Source organism: Geminocystis sp. NIES-3709 (assembly GCF_001548115.1).
In the GTDB taxonomy this organism is placed as follows: Bacteria; Cyanobacteriota; Cyanobacteriia; order Cyanobacteriales; family Cyanobacteriaceae; genus Geminocystis.
In genome coordinates, this window is the sequence record NZ_AP014821.1 from 1,266,061 (window position 1) to 1,282,079 (window position 16,019).

General features: G+C 32.5%; 12 protein-coding genes and 1 pseudogene. 7 read left to right on the plus strand and 6 right to left on the minus strand.

The annotated features are described in order from the left end of the window. Positions 1 to 87: 87 nt before the first annotated feature. Positions 88 to 935 (plus strand): annotated as a pseudogene (locus GM3709_RS19600) (IS630 transposase-related protein). A gap of 258 nt (positions 936 to 1,193) precedes the next feature. Continuing rightward, positions 1,194 to 1,337, plus strand: a complete 144-nt coding sequence (locus tag GM3709_RS20410; RefSeq protein ID WP_158506703.1) for a hypothetical protein — start codon at positions 1,194 to 1,196, stop codon at positions 1,335 to 1,337. A 200-nt stretch (positions 1,338 to 1,537) separates the two neighbouring features. Here the strand turns inward: GM3709_RS20410 and GM3709_RS05370 are convergent, their stop codons facing one another. The 4 genes from GM3709_RS05370 to GM3709_RS05385 all read right to left on the minus strand — a co-directional run bounded on the left by GM3709_RS05370 (position 1,538) and on the right by GM3709_RS05385 (position 6,169). Beyond that, entirely contained in the window at positions 1,538 to 3,094 is a 1,557-nt protein-coding gene (locus GM3709_RS05370; RefSeq protein WP_066116968.1) for a B12-binding domain-containing radical SAM protein, read from the minus strand. A 131-nt stretch (positions 3,095 to 3,225) separates the two neighbouring features. Next, complete coding sequence (locus GM3709_RS05375; protein ID WP_066116970.1) at positions 3,226 to 3,768, minus strand: DUF2854 domain-containing protein; 543 nt, start codon at positions 3,766 to 3,768, stop codon at positions 3,226 to 3,228. A 94-nt stretch (positions 3,769 to 3,862) separates the two neighbouring features. Continuing rightward, the gene (locus GM3709_RS05380) at positions 3,863 to 5,122 is read right to left on the minus strand and encodes a SufS family cysteine desulfurase (RefSeq protein WP_066116972.1); all 1,260 of its coding nucleotides are present in this window, start codon (positions 5,120 to 5,122) and stop codon (positions 3,863 to 3,865) included. Between the two features lie 75 nt (positions 5,123 to 5,197). Then, entirely contained in the window at positions 5,198 to 6,169 is a 972-nt protein-coding gene (locus GM3709_RS05385) for an NmrA family NAD(P)-binding protein (protein WP_066116974.1), read from the minus strand. Between the two features lie 311 nt (positions 6,170 to 6,480). Between GM3709_RS05385 and GM3709_RS05390 the strand changes: the two genes are divergently transcribed. The 4 genes from GM3709_RS05390 to GM3709_RS05405 all read left to right on the plus strand — a co-directional run bounded on the left by GM3709_RS05390 (position 6,481) and on the right by GM3709_RS05405 (position 10,236). Next, complete coding sequence (locus GM3709_RS05390) at positions 6,481 to 6,912, plus strand: hypothetical protein (protein ID WP_066116976.1); 432 nt, start codon at positions 6,481 to 6,483, stop codon at positions 6,910 to 6,912. 328 nt (positions 6,913 to 7,240) lie between these two features. Then, positions 7,241 to 8,224, plus strand: a complete 984-nt coding sequence (locus GM3709_RS05395; protein WP_066116978.1) for a metal ABC transporter solute-binding protein, Zn/Mn family — start codon at positions 7,241 to 7,243, stop codon at positions 8,222 to 8,224. Then, entirely contained in the window at positions 8,217 to 8,966 is a 750-nt protein-coding gene (locus GM3709_RS05400) for a metal ABC transporter ATP-binding protein (protein ID WP_066116980.1), read from the plus strand. The genes GM3709_RS05395 and GM3709_RS05400 overlap by 8 nt, the downstream gene beginning before the upstream one ends. A 148-nt stretch (positions 8,967 to 9,114) precedes the next feature. After that, positions 9,115 to 10,236, plus strand: a complete 1,122-nt coding sequence (locus tag GM3709_RS05405) for a glycoside hydrolase family 10 protein (RefSeq protein ID WP_231937618.1) — start codon at positions 9,115 to 9,117, stop codon at positions 10,234 to 10,236. A 247-nt stretch (positions 10,237 to 10,483) separates the two neighbouring features. On the opposite strand, the gene GM3709_RS05410 is transcribed toward GM3709_RS05405, so the two are convergent. Together GM3709_RS05410 and GM3709_RS05415 are read right to left on the minus strand one after the other, a co-directional pair. Beyond that, positions 10,484 to 12,388, minus strand: a complete 1,905-nt coding sequence (locus GM3709_RS05410) for a hypothetical protein (protein ID WP_066116984.1) — start codon at positions 12,386 to 12,388, stop codon at positions 10,484 to 10,486. Positions 12,389 to 12,884: 496 nt separating this feature from the next. Further along, positions 12,885 to 15,227, minus strand: a complete 2,343-nt coding sequence (locus GM3709_RS05415; protein WP_066116986.1) for a DUF3488 and DUF4129 domain-containing transglutaminase family protein — start codon at positions 15,225 to 15,227, stop codon at positions 12,885 to 12,887. A 194-nt stretch (positions 15,228 to 15,421) separates the two neighbouring features. Here GM3709_RS05415 and def point away from each other — a divergent pair, with 194 nt between their 5' ends. Further along, positions 15,422 to 15,985, plus strand: coding sequence for a peptide deformylase (gene def / locus GM3709_RS05420; protein ID WP_066116988.1), 564 nt, complete (start codon positions 15,422 to 15,424; stop codon positions 15,983 to 15,985). The last annotated feature ends 34 nt before the right edge of the window (positions 15,986 to 16,019 follow it).

The following is a 16,019-nucleotide window of genomic DNA, read 5'->3' on the forward strand; positions in this document are numbered from 1 at the left end:
TGAGCTAAACACTTCCACATTGTCTTTTATAGTAATTCCAACTAAGAATAGAACAGTATATGGTAAAATAAAGGAAATTATTATTCAATTTTATGTCTTATTGATTTAAGAAAAAAAGTAGTAAATTATGTCAGAAATGGTGGTACTGTTACCAATGGGGCTAAAATTTACCAAATAGGAAGAACAACCATCTATGAATGGTTAAAAAGACAAAATCTGTCTCCAATTAAAGTTGAACATCGTCAAAGAAAACTAGATTGGAATGCTTTAAAAAAAGATGTTCAACAGAATCCAGATTTAAGATTGATTGACCGAGCTAGAAATTTTAATGTAACAATTAATGCCATTTTTTTTAAGAGCAAAAAAATGAAAATTACTCGAAAAAAAAACAATTACGTTATCAAGAAAGAAAGCCAGAATTGAGAATCAAATATTATCGGGAATTACGAGAATTAATTTCCATATTTGGTAGTAAAAGTCTTGTATTTATTGATGAGTCAGGATTTGATTCTCGAGTATATTGTAAGTATGGGTGGTCAAAAAAAGGAAAAAAAATTTATGGGCAGCAGCAGGGAAAAAGAGAAGTTAGAGAGAATTTAATTACTGGGAGAAGAAAATACAAAAAAGATTTTATCGCACCAATGATTTTTCGAGGAAGTCTTAATGCTGAAAGTTTTGAAACATTGCTAGAAGTTCATTTATTACCTTCACTAACTATGCCATCAATTTTAATTATGAATAATGCGCCGATTCATCGGAAAAATATAATCAAACAATTAATAGAAAACACAGAACACGAAGTAATATTTTTACCCCCTTACTCTCCAGATTTGAATGATATTGAACATGATTTTAGTGCTTTAAAAAGAACAAGAATGTATGCTTCAATTGAAACTTATATAGATAAAATTATTTCCGATTATTGTATTTCTTAGTGTTCGGTTTTTATTTGGAATAACTATAAACTCTCGTTTTTGTGCCGTAGTTTTTAAGACTGGATCTATTTTTTCACACCAGCGATTAAAACCTTTAGTCCTGAGCAAAGCGAAGGAACTGGGGGCATTGATGAAGACGTAGTTTCTTTCATTTTGACCTAAAAGCAATATGATGTAAAGATTAGCAGTTAATACCCTATTATAGTTAACTTATAGTTTCTCGACTATTTGCGATCGCACTTTTTGAAAAGATCCCAAATGGGTTCTATAGTTAATGAATGGCTAAAGGTACGGGGAAAAGAAGAAGGAGCATTGATTTGTCCTGTTTTTCGTGGTGGAAAAGTAATTGTAAGAAGATTATCAACCGATGGGGTGTTAAAAATTATCACTTTTATAGTCTAAAGTACAGTTATAATAAAAGTCTGCGAACTTCTTTGCGACATGAGTGCATCGAGGCGTGAAATTTTACTATAACTATTTAATCGAACCTGATATTAGGTGTTAGATATTAGGTTAAATAATGAAAAATCAAGGTTTTGAGGCTTACTTAGTTTTTAAATGAATAAAAGCAACTGTCAACTGTCAACTGAATATTGCCTAGCTTAACAAGCAACTAATAATTGTTTATCAAGACTTAAATATTCTGCCAATTGTGCTTCGATTTGTTCTTTGACAATTTGACGATATTCTAGGAAATGTTCATTGTGGGCGCACATGGTTAAATAGTGTTCCCAGACTTCGGGATTATGTTTAATAATACTAAATAAATGATGCCAGAATTTCCAACGAGTATTTCGTTTAATTCCTTGTCGCCAAATTACAATGGCTAATGCCTTTAAATCAACTAAAGTAGGTAATTTAGCCGGAGGTTTTGCCGTCGGAGCGCCCAGTTTGAGAAAACAATGATAAACTCGATCGAGATAAGCATGAGGATCATACAATTGCCAAAAAGCATCTACATATTCTTGAGCAATATCTTCAATGGGACGAGTGGGAGTAAAATTCATTAAAGTAGTTTGGTTTATATTACCGTCTCGGCCTTTTCGTAAACGCCCTTCTTTTTCGAGACGATGCCACAAAGCCGTATTTGGCAAGGCTTGAAGCATGGCAAATGTTGTAGTTGGAATCCCTACTTGTTCGGCAAAGCGGACAATGCGATCGCCAGCACCTTTCTTTTCACCATCAAAACCAATAATAAAACCAGCCATGGGGCGCAAACCAATTCTAATAATTCTATCAACAGCATCCGCTAAAGAACTACGAGTATTTTGAAACTTTTTAGTAAGCTGTAAACTATCCTCATCGGGGGTTTCAATGCCTAAAAATACGGCATCAAAATAACAGTCAACCATCAACTGCATTAATTCTTCATCGTCAGCTAAATCCACGGAAGCCTCAGTGTTAAATCGGAATGGGTACTGGTGTTCTTTTTGCCAAATTTTTAACTCTTTTAGTAATAATTTAACGTTGCGTTTATTACCGATAAAGTTATCATCTACCATAAAAACGCCTCTGCGCCAACCCAATTCATATAAATAATCTAACTCTTTTAAAAGTTGTTCAGGGGTTTTCGTTCTCGGTTTTCGTCCATAGAGGACAATAATATCACAAAATTCACACTGAAAAGGGCATCCCCTCGAAAATTGTACTGACATAGAATCATAAGCATCTAACTCCAATAAATCATAACGAGGAATCGGAGTGGAAGTTACGGCAGGTTTTTCCGTAGTGCGAAAAGTGCCTTGTTTTTCTCCCCTTTCGATGGCTTCTACAAACATTGGTAAGGTGATTTCTCCTTCATCCAACACTAAAAAATCGACTCCACTTTCTTCCAATTCGTGGGGTACAGAAGTGGCATAAGGGCCACCCACTGCTACTAATTTTCCTCTTTGTTTCGCCTCTATTATTTGATTAATTAAATCGTATTTTTGCACAATCATAGCGGAAAAAATCACTATATCCGCCCATTGCCATTCTTCATCCGTTACCTTACGAATATTTCGATCGACTAATTTAAACTCCCATTCTTGGGGTAAAATTGACGCAACGGTAATCAATCCTAAAGGTGGTAATAACACTTTTCGATCGACTAATTCTAAAATTTTGTCATAAGACCAGAAAGTTTGGGGAAAAATGGGATATACCAATAAAGCGCGCATATAAAAAAGTGATTTAATCACGAGAATTTAGTTATTATCATCAACTGTAACCTAAATTTTTGAAAACTTAACTTTAGAGTCCAAAAATTTCTTTAACTATAAATTTCAGGGTTCGTTAGTTAGTTATAAAACTACACTGAAATTAAGGCTAATTCTATTCCTGTTTCTCCATTTTGAGATACTTCTACTGTGATTCCGGGCCCAAAAAACTTAGTAATTTTTTCTACTTTTTCTTGCCATTTATCAAAACTTATTAAGGGAGAATCAAAGAATAATATAAGGGCATAATTATCATTAATATTAGCTTCTTTTATCTTTGTTAAAATTGGTCTTTCATCATCAGTAGGACTTAAACCAATACGCTGTAAGGCTTCATCTAAATGAGCTTCTTGTCCATAACGATAGCGTGTGACATCATTTCTTAATTGATTTTGAGTATCTGTTGCTTTTTCTTTTCTTAAGGCAACAACTTCTGAGGGAGTTTCTTCTGCGAAAGGTATGGGTTTTAATTCAGCGGCTTTCAAGGCTAATCCTCCCAATAATAGGGGAATACCGTAGAAAAAACCGGCTAAGTTGAGGGTAGAGTTACCGATGGCATAGGCATAAAATCCTGTGAATGTTAATATTGAACCGACAATTAAACCAACTAATGCTAAAGGAATTTTTCGCAACATAATTTTTTATTTTTTAATAGCTTGAAAGTATATCTAAATCAAATTGAAAATGAATAGGGGAGACTTTTAATTGTTAACTGTTAATTGTTAATTGTTATTCCATTTGACGGAAAAATGCGATCGTGTCTTTGAGTGCCACAATAAAAGCATCTATTTCAGCAAAAGTATTATAAAAGTATAAACTAGCCCTTGCACTACCTGATATGTTTAAATAACGGTGTAATGGTTGGGTACAATGATGACCAGATCGAATAGCAATACCTTCATGATCTAAAAGTGTTGCGAGATCGTTACCATGAATATCTTTAACGTTAAATGCGGCTAAAGCAGCCCTTCCTTTACCGTCTGGAGTGGGTTGATTACCATAAATAGTCAAATCTGGAATTTCGTTTAACTGTTTAAATAAATAAGCCGTTAATTCTTCCTCGTAACGGTGTATATTATCCATGCCTATTTTACTAAGATAATCCACTGCAGCCCCAAGAGCGATGGCTTCTCCGATGGCTGGTGTACCTGCTTCAAATTTATGGGGTAATTCACCACAGGTAAAATGATCTAAATACACATCTGCAATCATTTCACCACCGCCCATGAAAGGAGGCATAGCAGTTAATAATTCTTCTTTGCCGTATAAAAAGCCAATCCCTGTAGTAGCACACATTTTATGGCCCGATCCTACAAGCCAATCACAATTCATCTGTTGAACATCGATCGATAAATGAGGTAAACTCTGACAAGCATCAATTAAAACTTTTGCATCGTATTGATGAGCTAAATTAATAATTTTCTTAACAGGGTTAATACAGCCTAAAGTGTTAGAAATATGAACTACAGAGACTAATTTTGTTTTATCCGACAATAAGGATTGATAGTGATTAAAATCAAATTCCTGAGTTGAGGTTAATTCCACATACTTAATCAATGCCCCTGTTTTTTCAGCGATAATTTGCCAAGGAACAATATTACTATGATGCTCCATTACCGTGAGAATAATCTCATCACCAGTCTTAAGGGTGTTTAAACCCCATGTATAAGCAACAATATTAATTGCTTCACTTGCATTTCTAGTATAAACAATTTCGTTACGACTTTTGGCATTGATAAATTTAGCTACTTTATCTCTTGCACCTTCATAGGCATCTGTTGCCCTTCCACTCAGAGTATGTGCTCCTCGATGAACATTAGCGTTATCATATTCATAATAATGGCGTAAAGCATCAATAACCGTTATTGGTTTTTGTGATGTAGCGGCATTATCAAAATATATTAAAGGTTTATCATGAATTTTCTGATTAAGGATAGGAAAATCTCCCCTAACCTCATCAGCAATGGTTTTTACTTTGGTTATTGCCATAGTGAATGTACAATTTATAATTTAAAAATTAGAATATTTTAAGTAATTCATTAAGAAATAAAAATTCATTCCCCATTATTTGAAGAAATTATTTTTCTTGCGTTTCTTAATTTTACTTTTTTCATAATCAATTTCTCTGATTTTTTTCATAATTCGATCGAAATATTCCTGTAAATAATCTTCTAAAGTAGTAGTATCTTGAGCATCTAATTGAAAAATTTTATAAACTTCTTCCATTTCTGCATTCATCGGTTTACCACTAGCTAAGACTTCTCCAAAAGCTAATCTGTCAGATACATTAAGAGTCCATTTAAACCAACGGGTAAAACCTCGCAAAAATCGAAGTAAACTTAAGGGAATACGGGAAATTTTGGCTTGTTTACCAGATAATCGCTCACAAAGCTCGATAATTTGCTCTCCTGTCCACGATCGAGTACCCACCACAGGATATATATTATTATTAGTTTCGGGAATTTCGATCGCTTTAATGGCAAATTTAGCAATATCTTGTGTATTCATATATGCGATCGGTGTATTCTCTCCACTTACCCACACAGGTTGATTATCAAGAATAGGAATACCATATTGACCGATTAAACCTTGCATAAATCCTGCTAACTTAAGAATAGTATAATTCAAGTCACATTCTTGTAAAAATAATTCTGTGCAATGTTTAACCTCCATTAAAGGCACATTTTCAAAATCTTTAGCATTAAGAATCGAGAAGAAAATATAACGCTGAATATTTGCTTGTTTAGACGCTTGAATTAGATTAAGTTTTCCTTGCCAGTCAACTTCTTGTATTCTCAAAGAATCTGTAGCTCTTGCTGTAGCCGCATCAATTACTATATCAACTCCTTCTAATGCAGATGTTAAACTTTTTGGTTTACAAAGATCACCTTTTACTAATTCTGCACCCCATTCTTTCAAAAAACTAGCTTTAGCATTGTTTCTCACTAAACAGCGTACCTGATAATCCTTATCAATGGCATGACGCACTATCTGTCTGCCTAGAGTACCAGTACCACCAACGACTAATATTTTCATTTATTGTTAAGTTTATTTACATATTTTAAAATTTCATTAAGATTTTATCAGAAAAGAGAATGAGCAATAAGGAATTAACCATTAATAAGCTGAAATTTATGTAACCTAATTTTAATACAAAAAATGATCGATTACCTAAAAACTGCGGATGACGACAAGTGGACAAGTGGGCAGGTGGTGATATTGATACTCACAAATAAGCTAAAATATCCGAGGAAAAATAATTTGATCATTTCCTTTGTGCCTTTGCGTCATGAGCGAGAAAAATTCTCTTATTTTAAGTTATCGAAAATAATAAATCTTTTATATTAATGATTAGACCTAAAAAATATTTTCCATTATTATTCTTGATACTTAGTATAAATTTTAGTTTAACAGGATGTTTTAATACTAAAGTATCTGATTGTAAAAAGATTATAAATATAACGACAGAATTAGCCGTAATAACTCAAGCTAATTTAACGACAAAAGATACAAAAAAAATATTAGAAATAGCAGATATTTTTGAAAATTCAGGACAACAAATATTAGATAAAAGTTTTCAAGATAAACAATTAAATAAATATGTTAAAAATTTAGCTATAATTTATCAAAACTATGGAGAATTAACAAGAAATTTTGTAAATGCTTTTCAAACTAAAGATACAGAAAAAGCGATTTTTTATAAAGAAAAAATTATAAAATTATCTCAAGATCAAAAAGATTTAGTTAATAATATTAATAACTATTGTCGCCAAAATTAATAAAATTAGTGTTTATGTAATAATATATCGTGTGTGTCGTTACTTAAATTAATACCATCAACTCTCTTATTATAAAATATTGTGAAAAAAATATTTACTTTTAATTTAAACTTATCAAACAATTAAGCCAAAACGCAACCATTTGAAAATATCGAACCTTTTATATCAAGAGATTTAGAGCATAAAAAAGGAAGATTAAATGCGTCTTAGGTTATTCAATATTCCCATAACAAAATATTTAACCATTGATCATGTGAACACTCAAACATACAAGTCTTAAAGCCATTTTGGTATACTCATATAGAGTAAAGTTATAGACTGTATGTATATGATTTTTTTTTACTATAAATTAATTAACTTTTTATTAATTTTAACTCTATTCAATTTAGGAGGATGTAATCAAATAAATCCTCAAAAAGATATAAATTCAAAAACTTCACAAATCAATAATTCTCCATCTAATCCAGATGAAAATAAACTTAATTTAACGGTTAGTATCCTACCACAAAAATATTTTGTAGAAAAAATTGGCGGGGAATTAGTCACAGTTAATGTTATGGTTGAACCGGGTATAGCCGCAGAAACCTATGAGCCATTACCTCAACAATTAGCTAATTTAAGTCAATCATCTGCTTATATTAGTACTGGAGTACCTTTTGAGGAAACATGGTTAGAAAAAATCAAGTCTGCTAACCCTCAAATTCCTATCATTAATTCAGGAGAAGGTATTGACAAAATGCCTATGGTATATCATGATCACGAGGAAGAAGGTCATAGTCATGAAGATAAAGAAAAAAATCACGATCGAAAAGAAGGCAATACATTTGATCCTCATATTTGGTTATCTCCTAAATTAGCCAAGATTCAAGCACAAAATATTTATCAAGAATTAGTAAAATTAGATCCTAAAAATGAAGCCATTTATAAACAAAATTTAGATAAATTTTTGACAGAAATAGTAGAATTAGATCGACAAATAAGCCAAAAATTTGCAGATATAGATAGACGAAAATTCATGATTTATCATCCAGCATGGTCTTATTTTGCTAAAGATTATAATTTAGAACAAATCTCGATCGAATTAGAAGGACAAGAGGCAACTTCTGGGGAATTAGCTAACTTAATTAAACAAGCTAAAGCTGATAATATTAAGGTAGTTTTTGCCCAACCTCAATTTACGACAAAAACCGTAGATAGCTTTGCTAGAGAGATAGGAGGAGAAGTTATATTACTTGATGATTTAGCCGAAAATTGGTCAGAAAATCTTTTACAAGTTGCCGATAAATTAGCCCAATCGATGAAAAATGAGTGAAGTAATTAAATTATCAAATATTTATGTTAGTTATGGAAAAACTAACGTTTTAGAAAATATTAACTTACAGGTAAATGAATTAGATTTTATTGGTATAATTGGACCTAATGGAGCAGGAAAAAGTACTTTATTAAAAACTTTATTAGGATTAATTACTCCTAAATCTGGTGATATTTCTATCATGAATTATCCTGTTTCTGAAGGTAGAAAATATATTGGTTATGTACCTCAAGTTTTAGAGTTCGATCGAGCTTTTCCCATCAAGGTAGAAGATGTAGTTAGAATGGGCAGACTGTCAAAAAAACATATCTTCAAACGCTACAATTCCCATGATGAAAAAATCGTTACCCATTGTTTAGAGCAAGTGGGCATGGTAAAATTGCGATCGAGATCTATCGGAGAGTTATCAGGAGGAGAAAGACAAAGGATATATATTGCTCGTGCTTTAGCTAGTCAACCCCATATATTATTATTAGATGAACCTACCGCTAATGTGGACTCTAAAGTGCAGAAAAATATTTATGAATTATTAAAAGAACTAAATGAGTATATAACGATATTACTTATTTCTCATGATTTAGGAGCAATCTCTGCCTATGTTAAAACTATTGCTTGTTTAAATCGTTCTTTACATTATCATCAAGACAAAATAATTACACCACAAATGATTCAAGAAACTTATCACTGTCCTATTGATTTGATTGCTCATGGAGTTCCTCATCGTATTTTACCAGAACATTAATGCTTTAGTTTCGACTAACTAATGTCTAAAAAATGTTCTTTAACAGTTAACATAGATCAGGCAAAATTTTGACATCTTGAGAATGAGTTATTTTTTTTCAATTGCATTTTCCCCCATCGCAAAAATTCAGAAAACGATCATTTTATTTTTGGTTTCAGTTTTTTTAGTGGTTTTTCTTAATCCTCAACAAGTTATTAGTCAAGCTGTCTTTCCTGAAATTAGAGGAGTTTGGTTAACAAAAAATGATACTGATATATTAATTGATCGATCAGTATTAGAAAACAGTCTTCGAGAATTAGCAGATCTCAACTTTAACACTATTTATCCAGTGGTATGGAATTCTGGTTACGCTTCTTATCCCAGTCAAGTGGCAGAAAGTGTTGGTATTCCCCCTTTAGTTCGATCGAATTTACACAATAATGATGTAATTGGTGATATTGTAAGAGAAGGTCATCGACAAGGACTATTAGTAATACCTTGGTTTGAATTTGGTTTTATGACAACTCCCTCCTCAGAATTGGCAACCAAAAACCCTCGATGGATAACTAATCGTCGAGATGGTAGCAAGATAGGGGATAGTGCCGCAGGGCAAGTAGTTTGGTTGAATCCTTTTCATCCACAGGTACAACAATTTATTATGGATTTAGTATTAGAAGTAATCACAAAATACCCAGTTGATGGAGTCCAGTTTGATGATCACACCGTGCTACCTAGAGATTTCGGTTATGATCCTTATACCATAGCATTATATAAACAAGAAACGAAAAAAAATCCCCCAACAAATTCTCAAGACAAGACTTGGATAAAATGGCGTGCAGATAAAATAACTGATTTCATGGTGAGATTAAATAAAGCAGTAAAAGCCAAAAAACCAAACGCAATCTTTTCTGTGGCACCGAATCCATACTCTACTGCCTATAATTTATTTTTACAGGATTGGAATAGATGGGTAAATTTAGGAATAGTTGATGAACTAATTATTCAAGTATATCGTCCTGATTTGAAAACTTTTGTCAAGGAATTAAAAAATCCTCAAATACAATCCGCCAGAAAAAAAATTCCCACAGGAGTAGCAATATTAACAGGATTGAGAAATAATCCGACTCCCATTACTCTTATTGAAGATAAAGTGCGCCAAGCAAGACGACATCGTCTAGGGGTTGCTTTTTTTTATTACGAAACCCTCTGGGAAAATGCCCCAATGGAAAATGATGATTTACGCAAAGGAGTTGTTAGAGCATTATTCTTTGAGCCTCAAAGCCGTTTATAATCAGATTGAATAAGTTAAGAGACATCTAATTTAACTAGTGAGGTTAGGAGAGAGGAGTTAGCGGAAAGGAGTTAGTAAAATTATTAAATAACGGAGATTTTATTAGTAGTTTGGTATTATTTAACTTCGTTATCAATTAAAATAAATATTATAAAAGTGTCAAGTTTGTGAATAAAAATTTTCAAATTTACTCATTTTTTTCTTAATGTAGTATTTCTAAACCCTCAATTTTTTATACTCTTCTGATTTATTCAGCACCCCTAATTAAATTAATAATTGTTGTTTTATCTAATGCCGATGGAGAAAGATTAATATATTCTTCTTCTTTATTATCTGGTATTTTATCTATAATTTTTGCTCCTGCCATAGTTAAAATTTCACTAAAATCAATAGAATTAACCAATTTACTGACTAGATATTGTCTAGCTTTTTGAGACTGTTTATTGTAACTAGAAGTAATAGAGTTGCCGATACTTATATTAGCAAAATAAACCCGATTTTCTTCATTAATATTGACAATTAAACCTAAAATATTTTGCTTTTTAGTAATAGTTATATTAGCAGACCCAATAATTTTATTAACATCTACCATATAGTTTTTATTAAAATTATCTGGTTTTTCTTGTGCTACTAAAATTTTAGCTTCAACTTTTTCTCCTTCCATGAAATTATAATAGTTTGCCATTAAAATTCTTGCTTCTTGATCAGCTTGTTTAAAATAAAAAAGCTCAACCGCACCATTCGGAGGGGGTGCATCGGTAACATCCCCTGAAAATAAAACCTCTTTTTCTTCTGCATAATAATTTGCATCCCAACCAATTTTTCCTGATTCTCCTATCACAGATAAGTCTAAATCTACTCTATTTTTCTTGGTATTTGTCCAATGAATACCGACAATCATATCTTCAGTGGTGGTAACATAAGTACCTGTGGGAAAATATCCTGTAAATTGTTTTTCTGTGGCAGGTAAAGCATAATGAACGTTATGGGGAATATAAATAGTTTTACCCTCGACATTTTTTTTCATATCTTCCACAATGGAATTGACGACAATATCTAAGGCTTGTTGGGTTTTATCTTTAACCATATCCCACCATTCAAAGTCAAATTCTGTTGCCCAACCTTTGCCATTTCTAACTCGATAAACGATCGAATCGGAAATATCCAAGCGGTATTTTAAGGCGTAAGCGAGACGAATTTTGCGGAAAATGGTTGCTTTTTTGATTTTTTGAGCTAAAGTTTCTAAGTCTAATTTTTCATATTTTATTTGACTGGTGACATTATTTAGATAGTCAACGGGGAGAGGTTTATGTAATTTATTCGCTTTTTTTCTTAGTTGATTAAAATATCTTTTATTACTAGAAATCGACTTCATCGCTAAGAATAATGGTTTAAAGCGAAAGAAAATTGAAGCTAAATCATCGGGGGCTTTTTTTAGCAAAGTATCTAAAAATTTGCCGTTAGATTGTTTAATTTTATCGATGAGATATTTATTCTTTATTAGCAAAGATTCATCAGTTAATTTACTGATCAAATGACGTAAAAATTCTACGGGTTCTGATGGTACAATGCCATAAAAGTCATATAGTAAGGCTTTTAATTCTCGGTTGCCGATTTTTTCGACAAAACTAGGATTGAAGTTATGGCTTTTGATGATGTCCATTATATCATCGAGGGTTTCTTGTGCTAAGGCAATACCATCGGCTAAATTGATAATCTGCTCAAGGATTTCCTCAGCCGTCATGGCTTTAATCACCACCAACGGAATATCATCGGTAATAGCAGGTAACTCTAATATTTCTTTGGGGATATAAACTGCGTCTTCTCGATAAATGCCTAGTCTTTCAAAGCCATAGGTTGTAATGTAGTGAATGATTTGTTGCGTAACTAATGATTCCATCGAAGAATCTTGAATTATTTTCCATGATTTATGGAAGGCGGAATTGGCTTTAATTCCTGAAATACCGACAACACTTTCAATAAGATTGAGTAGGTTTTCATCAGGAGCGATCGTATCTTCAAGAATATAACCATTTTGAATTGTTCTTACCAATACTGACTCAGGTAAGTTTTTCTTTTTCTTATCTTTAACTTCGATCACGAAGTGGGGCTGCACGATCACATTAAATAATCTTAACGTTGCTTTATTCATCTTTCAAGATCCTTGAATTATAAAGAGGGCGAGAGATAGTGTTAGTACCCAAAACTAATGGCTTTCGCCACGATAAGGAATCTCTTTTGCCCCCTTTTGTTGGGGAAGGCAGGAGTCGAACCTGCAACCGGCGGGTTATGAGCCAAAATTAGGAACTTGCTTTGCATTCTGCGGAAAGTAATAACCGGTTAATAACCAAAATCAAGGAACTTTCTTTGCATTCTGCGGAAAGTAAGACGCTGCTCTACCATTGAGCTACTTCCCCTTTATTGTTCCTATTTTCAGTTTAACAATAAAATATGAAAAAGTATAACTGTACTTTAGACCAAATTAACACATAAAAGAATCACATCTTTTGAAATCCCTTTAAGTAAAGCAACATGGCAACTAAAACAAGTCTATAATTTTATAGTTCACCCTTGGTTGAATAGGATAAATTTTTTTGATTTTTAGCGAATTTAGAAATACAAAAACTTGGTAATAAACTTATTTTTGTCTATGGGAGCATAACTTTATTTTTAGCGTAAAAACTACGCTTTAATAAGTTAAATTGTGATTGTAAATAATCAGTATTAGGAGTAATATTTCCATAACGCCATTGTACATAACTATTAGTAATTAAATCAACAATTTCTATTTGTTCAATGGTTAAAAATTCTCTTAAGCTATTAGCGTACTCTAAAGGTGTTTGAGCGACATTTTTTCTATAACCTTTTTCTGCTAACAAGTCTAACATTTCGCGATCGAGTTTTTCCAGAGGATGAAGTTTAGCTAATCTCAGACGATATAAAAATTTTTGAGAAAAATTCCATGCTAACCAACTAATAAAAGTAAAGATAATTAAGCCTAAAAAACTAATTAAAATACCGACAAAACTTCCTGTTAAAAATTGCCATAATTTTACAAGCCAATCGGCACTAATAAGATTAGTAATAGTATTAAAAATTTTACTAAATAAAATTGTCAGAAAACTGGTGATAGGAGAAGGCAACCAACTAGCTACCCATTTCCAAAGTTGTCCTAAAACCCCGAAGGTATTGTCATCTTCAAAGGATGGTGGTATGATTTCATGACCGGGAAGAGGATCAAAATAATGCCATCCATAGTTAGGGAAATAGACTTCTGTTAAAGCGTGGGCATCTGTATTATGTACGATATAGTAACCGGTGAAAGGGTTAAATTGTCCACTAGCAAAACCTACAACTAAGCGAGATGGAATATCGATCGATCGTAGCATCATAGTGTAAACTGTAGCGAAATGATCAGGATAACCACCACCATTTTTCAAAAATGCTAGAGTTAAATCTTCTCCGTCTTCTAAGAGGGGAAATTCTGGTTGAATTTGATAATTTTGTTTGATAGCTTGGGCAAGATATAGAGATTTTTCATAGTTTGACTCTAATTTATTCGGAGATTTAGCTAATAATTCTTCCGTTTTAAGTCTTACTTTTTCTCTGATTTCTTCAGGTATTCCTAATTGATATTTAGTAATAGATGAGGGGTAATTATTTCCTGCTTGTTTTAATGCGGTTTGACTCCGATAGGGAACTCGTGATATGGTAGTATAGGTTAAACCTTCAATTAATCCTGTAGGCGATCGTAAACTACCTTCACTATCTAAAGCAACTTGTTCAGTAGGAAAGTATAAGTATTGAGGATAATTAAGAACAGGAATAATATTAGGTAAATCAGAAACTACGGTATAAGTTTGAATAATTTTACGAGTATCACTTTGCAGATAAGGCATACTCAGATTAAACTGATAATTCCAAGGATTGCGGTTAATATCAATAGTCTGGTCTTCTCTGGAAATATTCCATCCTTGTCCTGTATAATGATCAAAGGCTAAAACTCTCCAATAACCGGGTGCTTGAGAGCGTATTCTTAAAACAATCTTTTTCTTTGATATATTGCCTTTTATATTTTGATTAATAGTAGTGTTAAAACCATAGTAAGAAGTATCAGGATTATCGCCACTACCGCCATCTCCTACTGAATCTCCATTTTCTCCTTGACGACTACCATCAGGATTATAACCGGGGTTAACAATTCCTCTATCTTTTTCTCCCGGAGTAAAGTTTTTTTGTAAGCCATCAGGTGCTTTTACGGGAAAACTCTGTAATTTATATCCTGCATAGCGAGGCATAATGGCAAATAAAGACAATCCTAAAACGATGATAATTAAAGCAAAGCTAGTTAACTTTTTTGGGGATAAAACGGAATTTTGCCACCATAGTTGTTTTTTATTAACATTTTTTTCCCGTTGAATTTGCTTATATTCTACTTCCCATATTTTCAATCCCATTCTCGATCGATAATCTAATACCATAGTGGGAATAGCTATGAGTAAAAATAGTAATAACCAAGGTGCGAAAGCTAAAGTTTGAGATAAAGTAGCGGCTACCCCGATTAAAATTAAACCAATAATCATGGAGTAACCTAAATCTTTTCTTCTCGGTAAATCGAAACTATGTAAAACCTGTAATTGTACTAAAAACTCTGCCAATACTAGACGATTATCAAATATACTCTCTAAAAGATTGCCTAAAAATAATACTAATGTTACGATCATAGCGATCGCTAAACCAAATTTAAGACTAATATTACGTTGTTTTCTTCTTCGCCAACTAACAACACTCCCCACAATACTTAAAGGAATTGCCCAAACACTCATCGGAAATGAACTTTTAGCCGCTACATCGGTAGCAATAATTCCCACTATTACCATTATTTGCACTAAGATTCGCAATAAAATAGATTCTTCCGTTTTTGGTGATGGAAAAGATTCTATCTGTTTGATAATAGCCTTAAAACTGGGAATTTTAGGTAAGTTTTCCATGAAGAAAATTAATAATTAACAATGGACAATAAGAGAATTTTAACGTCTATTTTGAATAAACCGCTATGAAGTCAATAGTCGTAATTCTTCATTTTTCATTCTGTTGCTAATCGTGAGTAAATGAGACAAAAATCAGGTTAAGATTTTAATATGAATAAATATTGAAAAATATTATTGTGAATTTACCTTTGAATATGAACACAAATTTAGTTGTAGAAAAAGAAAAATTAGAAAATCCTCCTCTCGAAATGCACTATTTGGGGGATAAAGTTTTACGTCAACCGACAAAAAGAGTAGCTAAAGTTGATGATAGTATTCGGGAGTTAGCAAAAGAGATGTTGCAAACGATGTATAGTGAAAATGGCATTGGATTAGCCGCCCCTCAAATTGGTGTTAATAAACAAATTATTGTCATTGACTGTCAACCAGATAACCCAAATAATCCGCCTCTGATTCTTATCAATCCTGAAATCAAAAGATTTAGTAAAGATTTATGCGTTATGGAAGAAGGATGTTTAAGTATTCCCCAAGTGTTTTTAGAAGTAACTCGTCCCCGATCGATCGAAGTAGTGTATAAAGATGAATATGGCAAACAGAAGAAAATAAAGGCAATGGGTTTATTATCCCGTGTCATTCAACACGAAATGGATCATCTAAATGGGGTATTATTTGTTGATAGAGTACAAAATAGCTTTGCTTTAACAGAGGAATTAAATAAAAAAGGTTTTTCTGTTTCTGCCGTGCAACCCATAAGTTAAGATAAGGGATTGCTGACTAAAAGTATAAAACAGA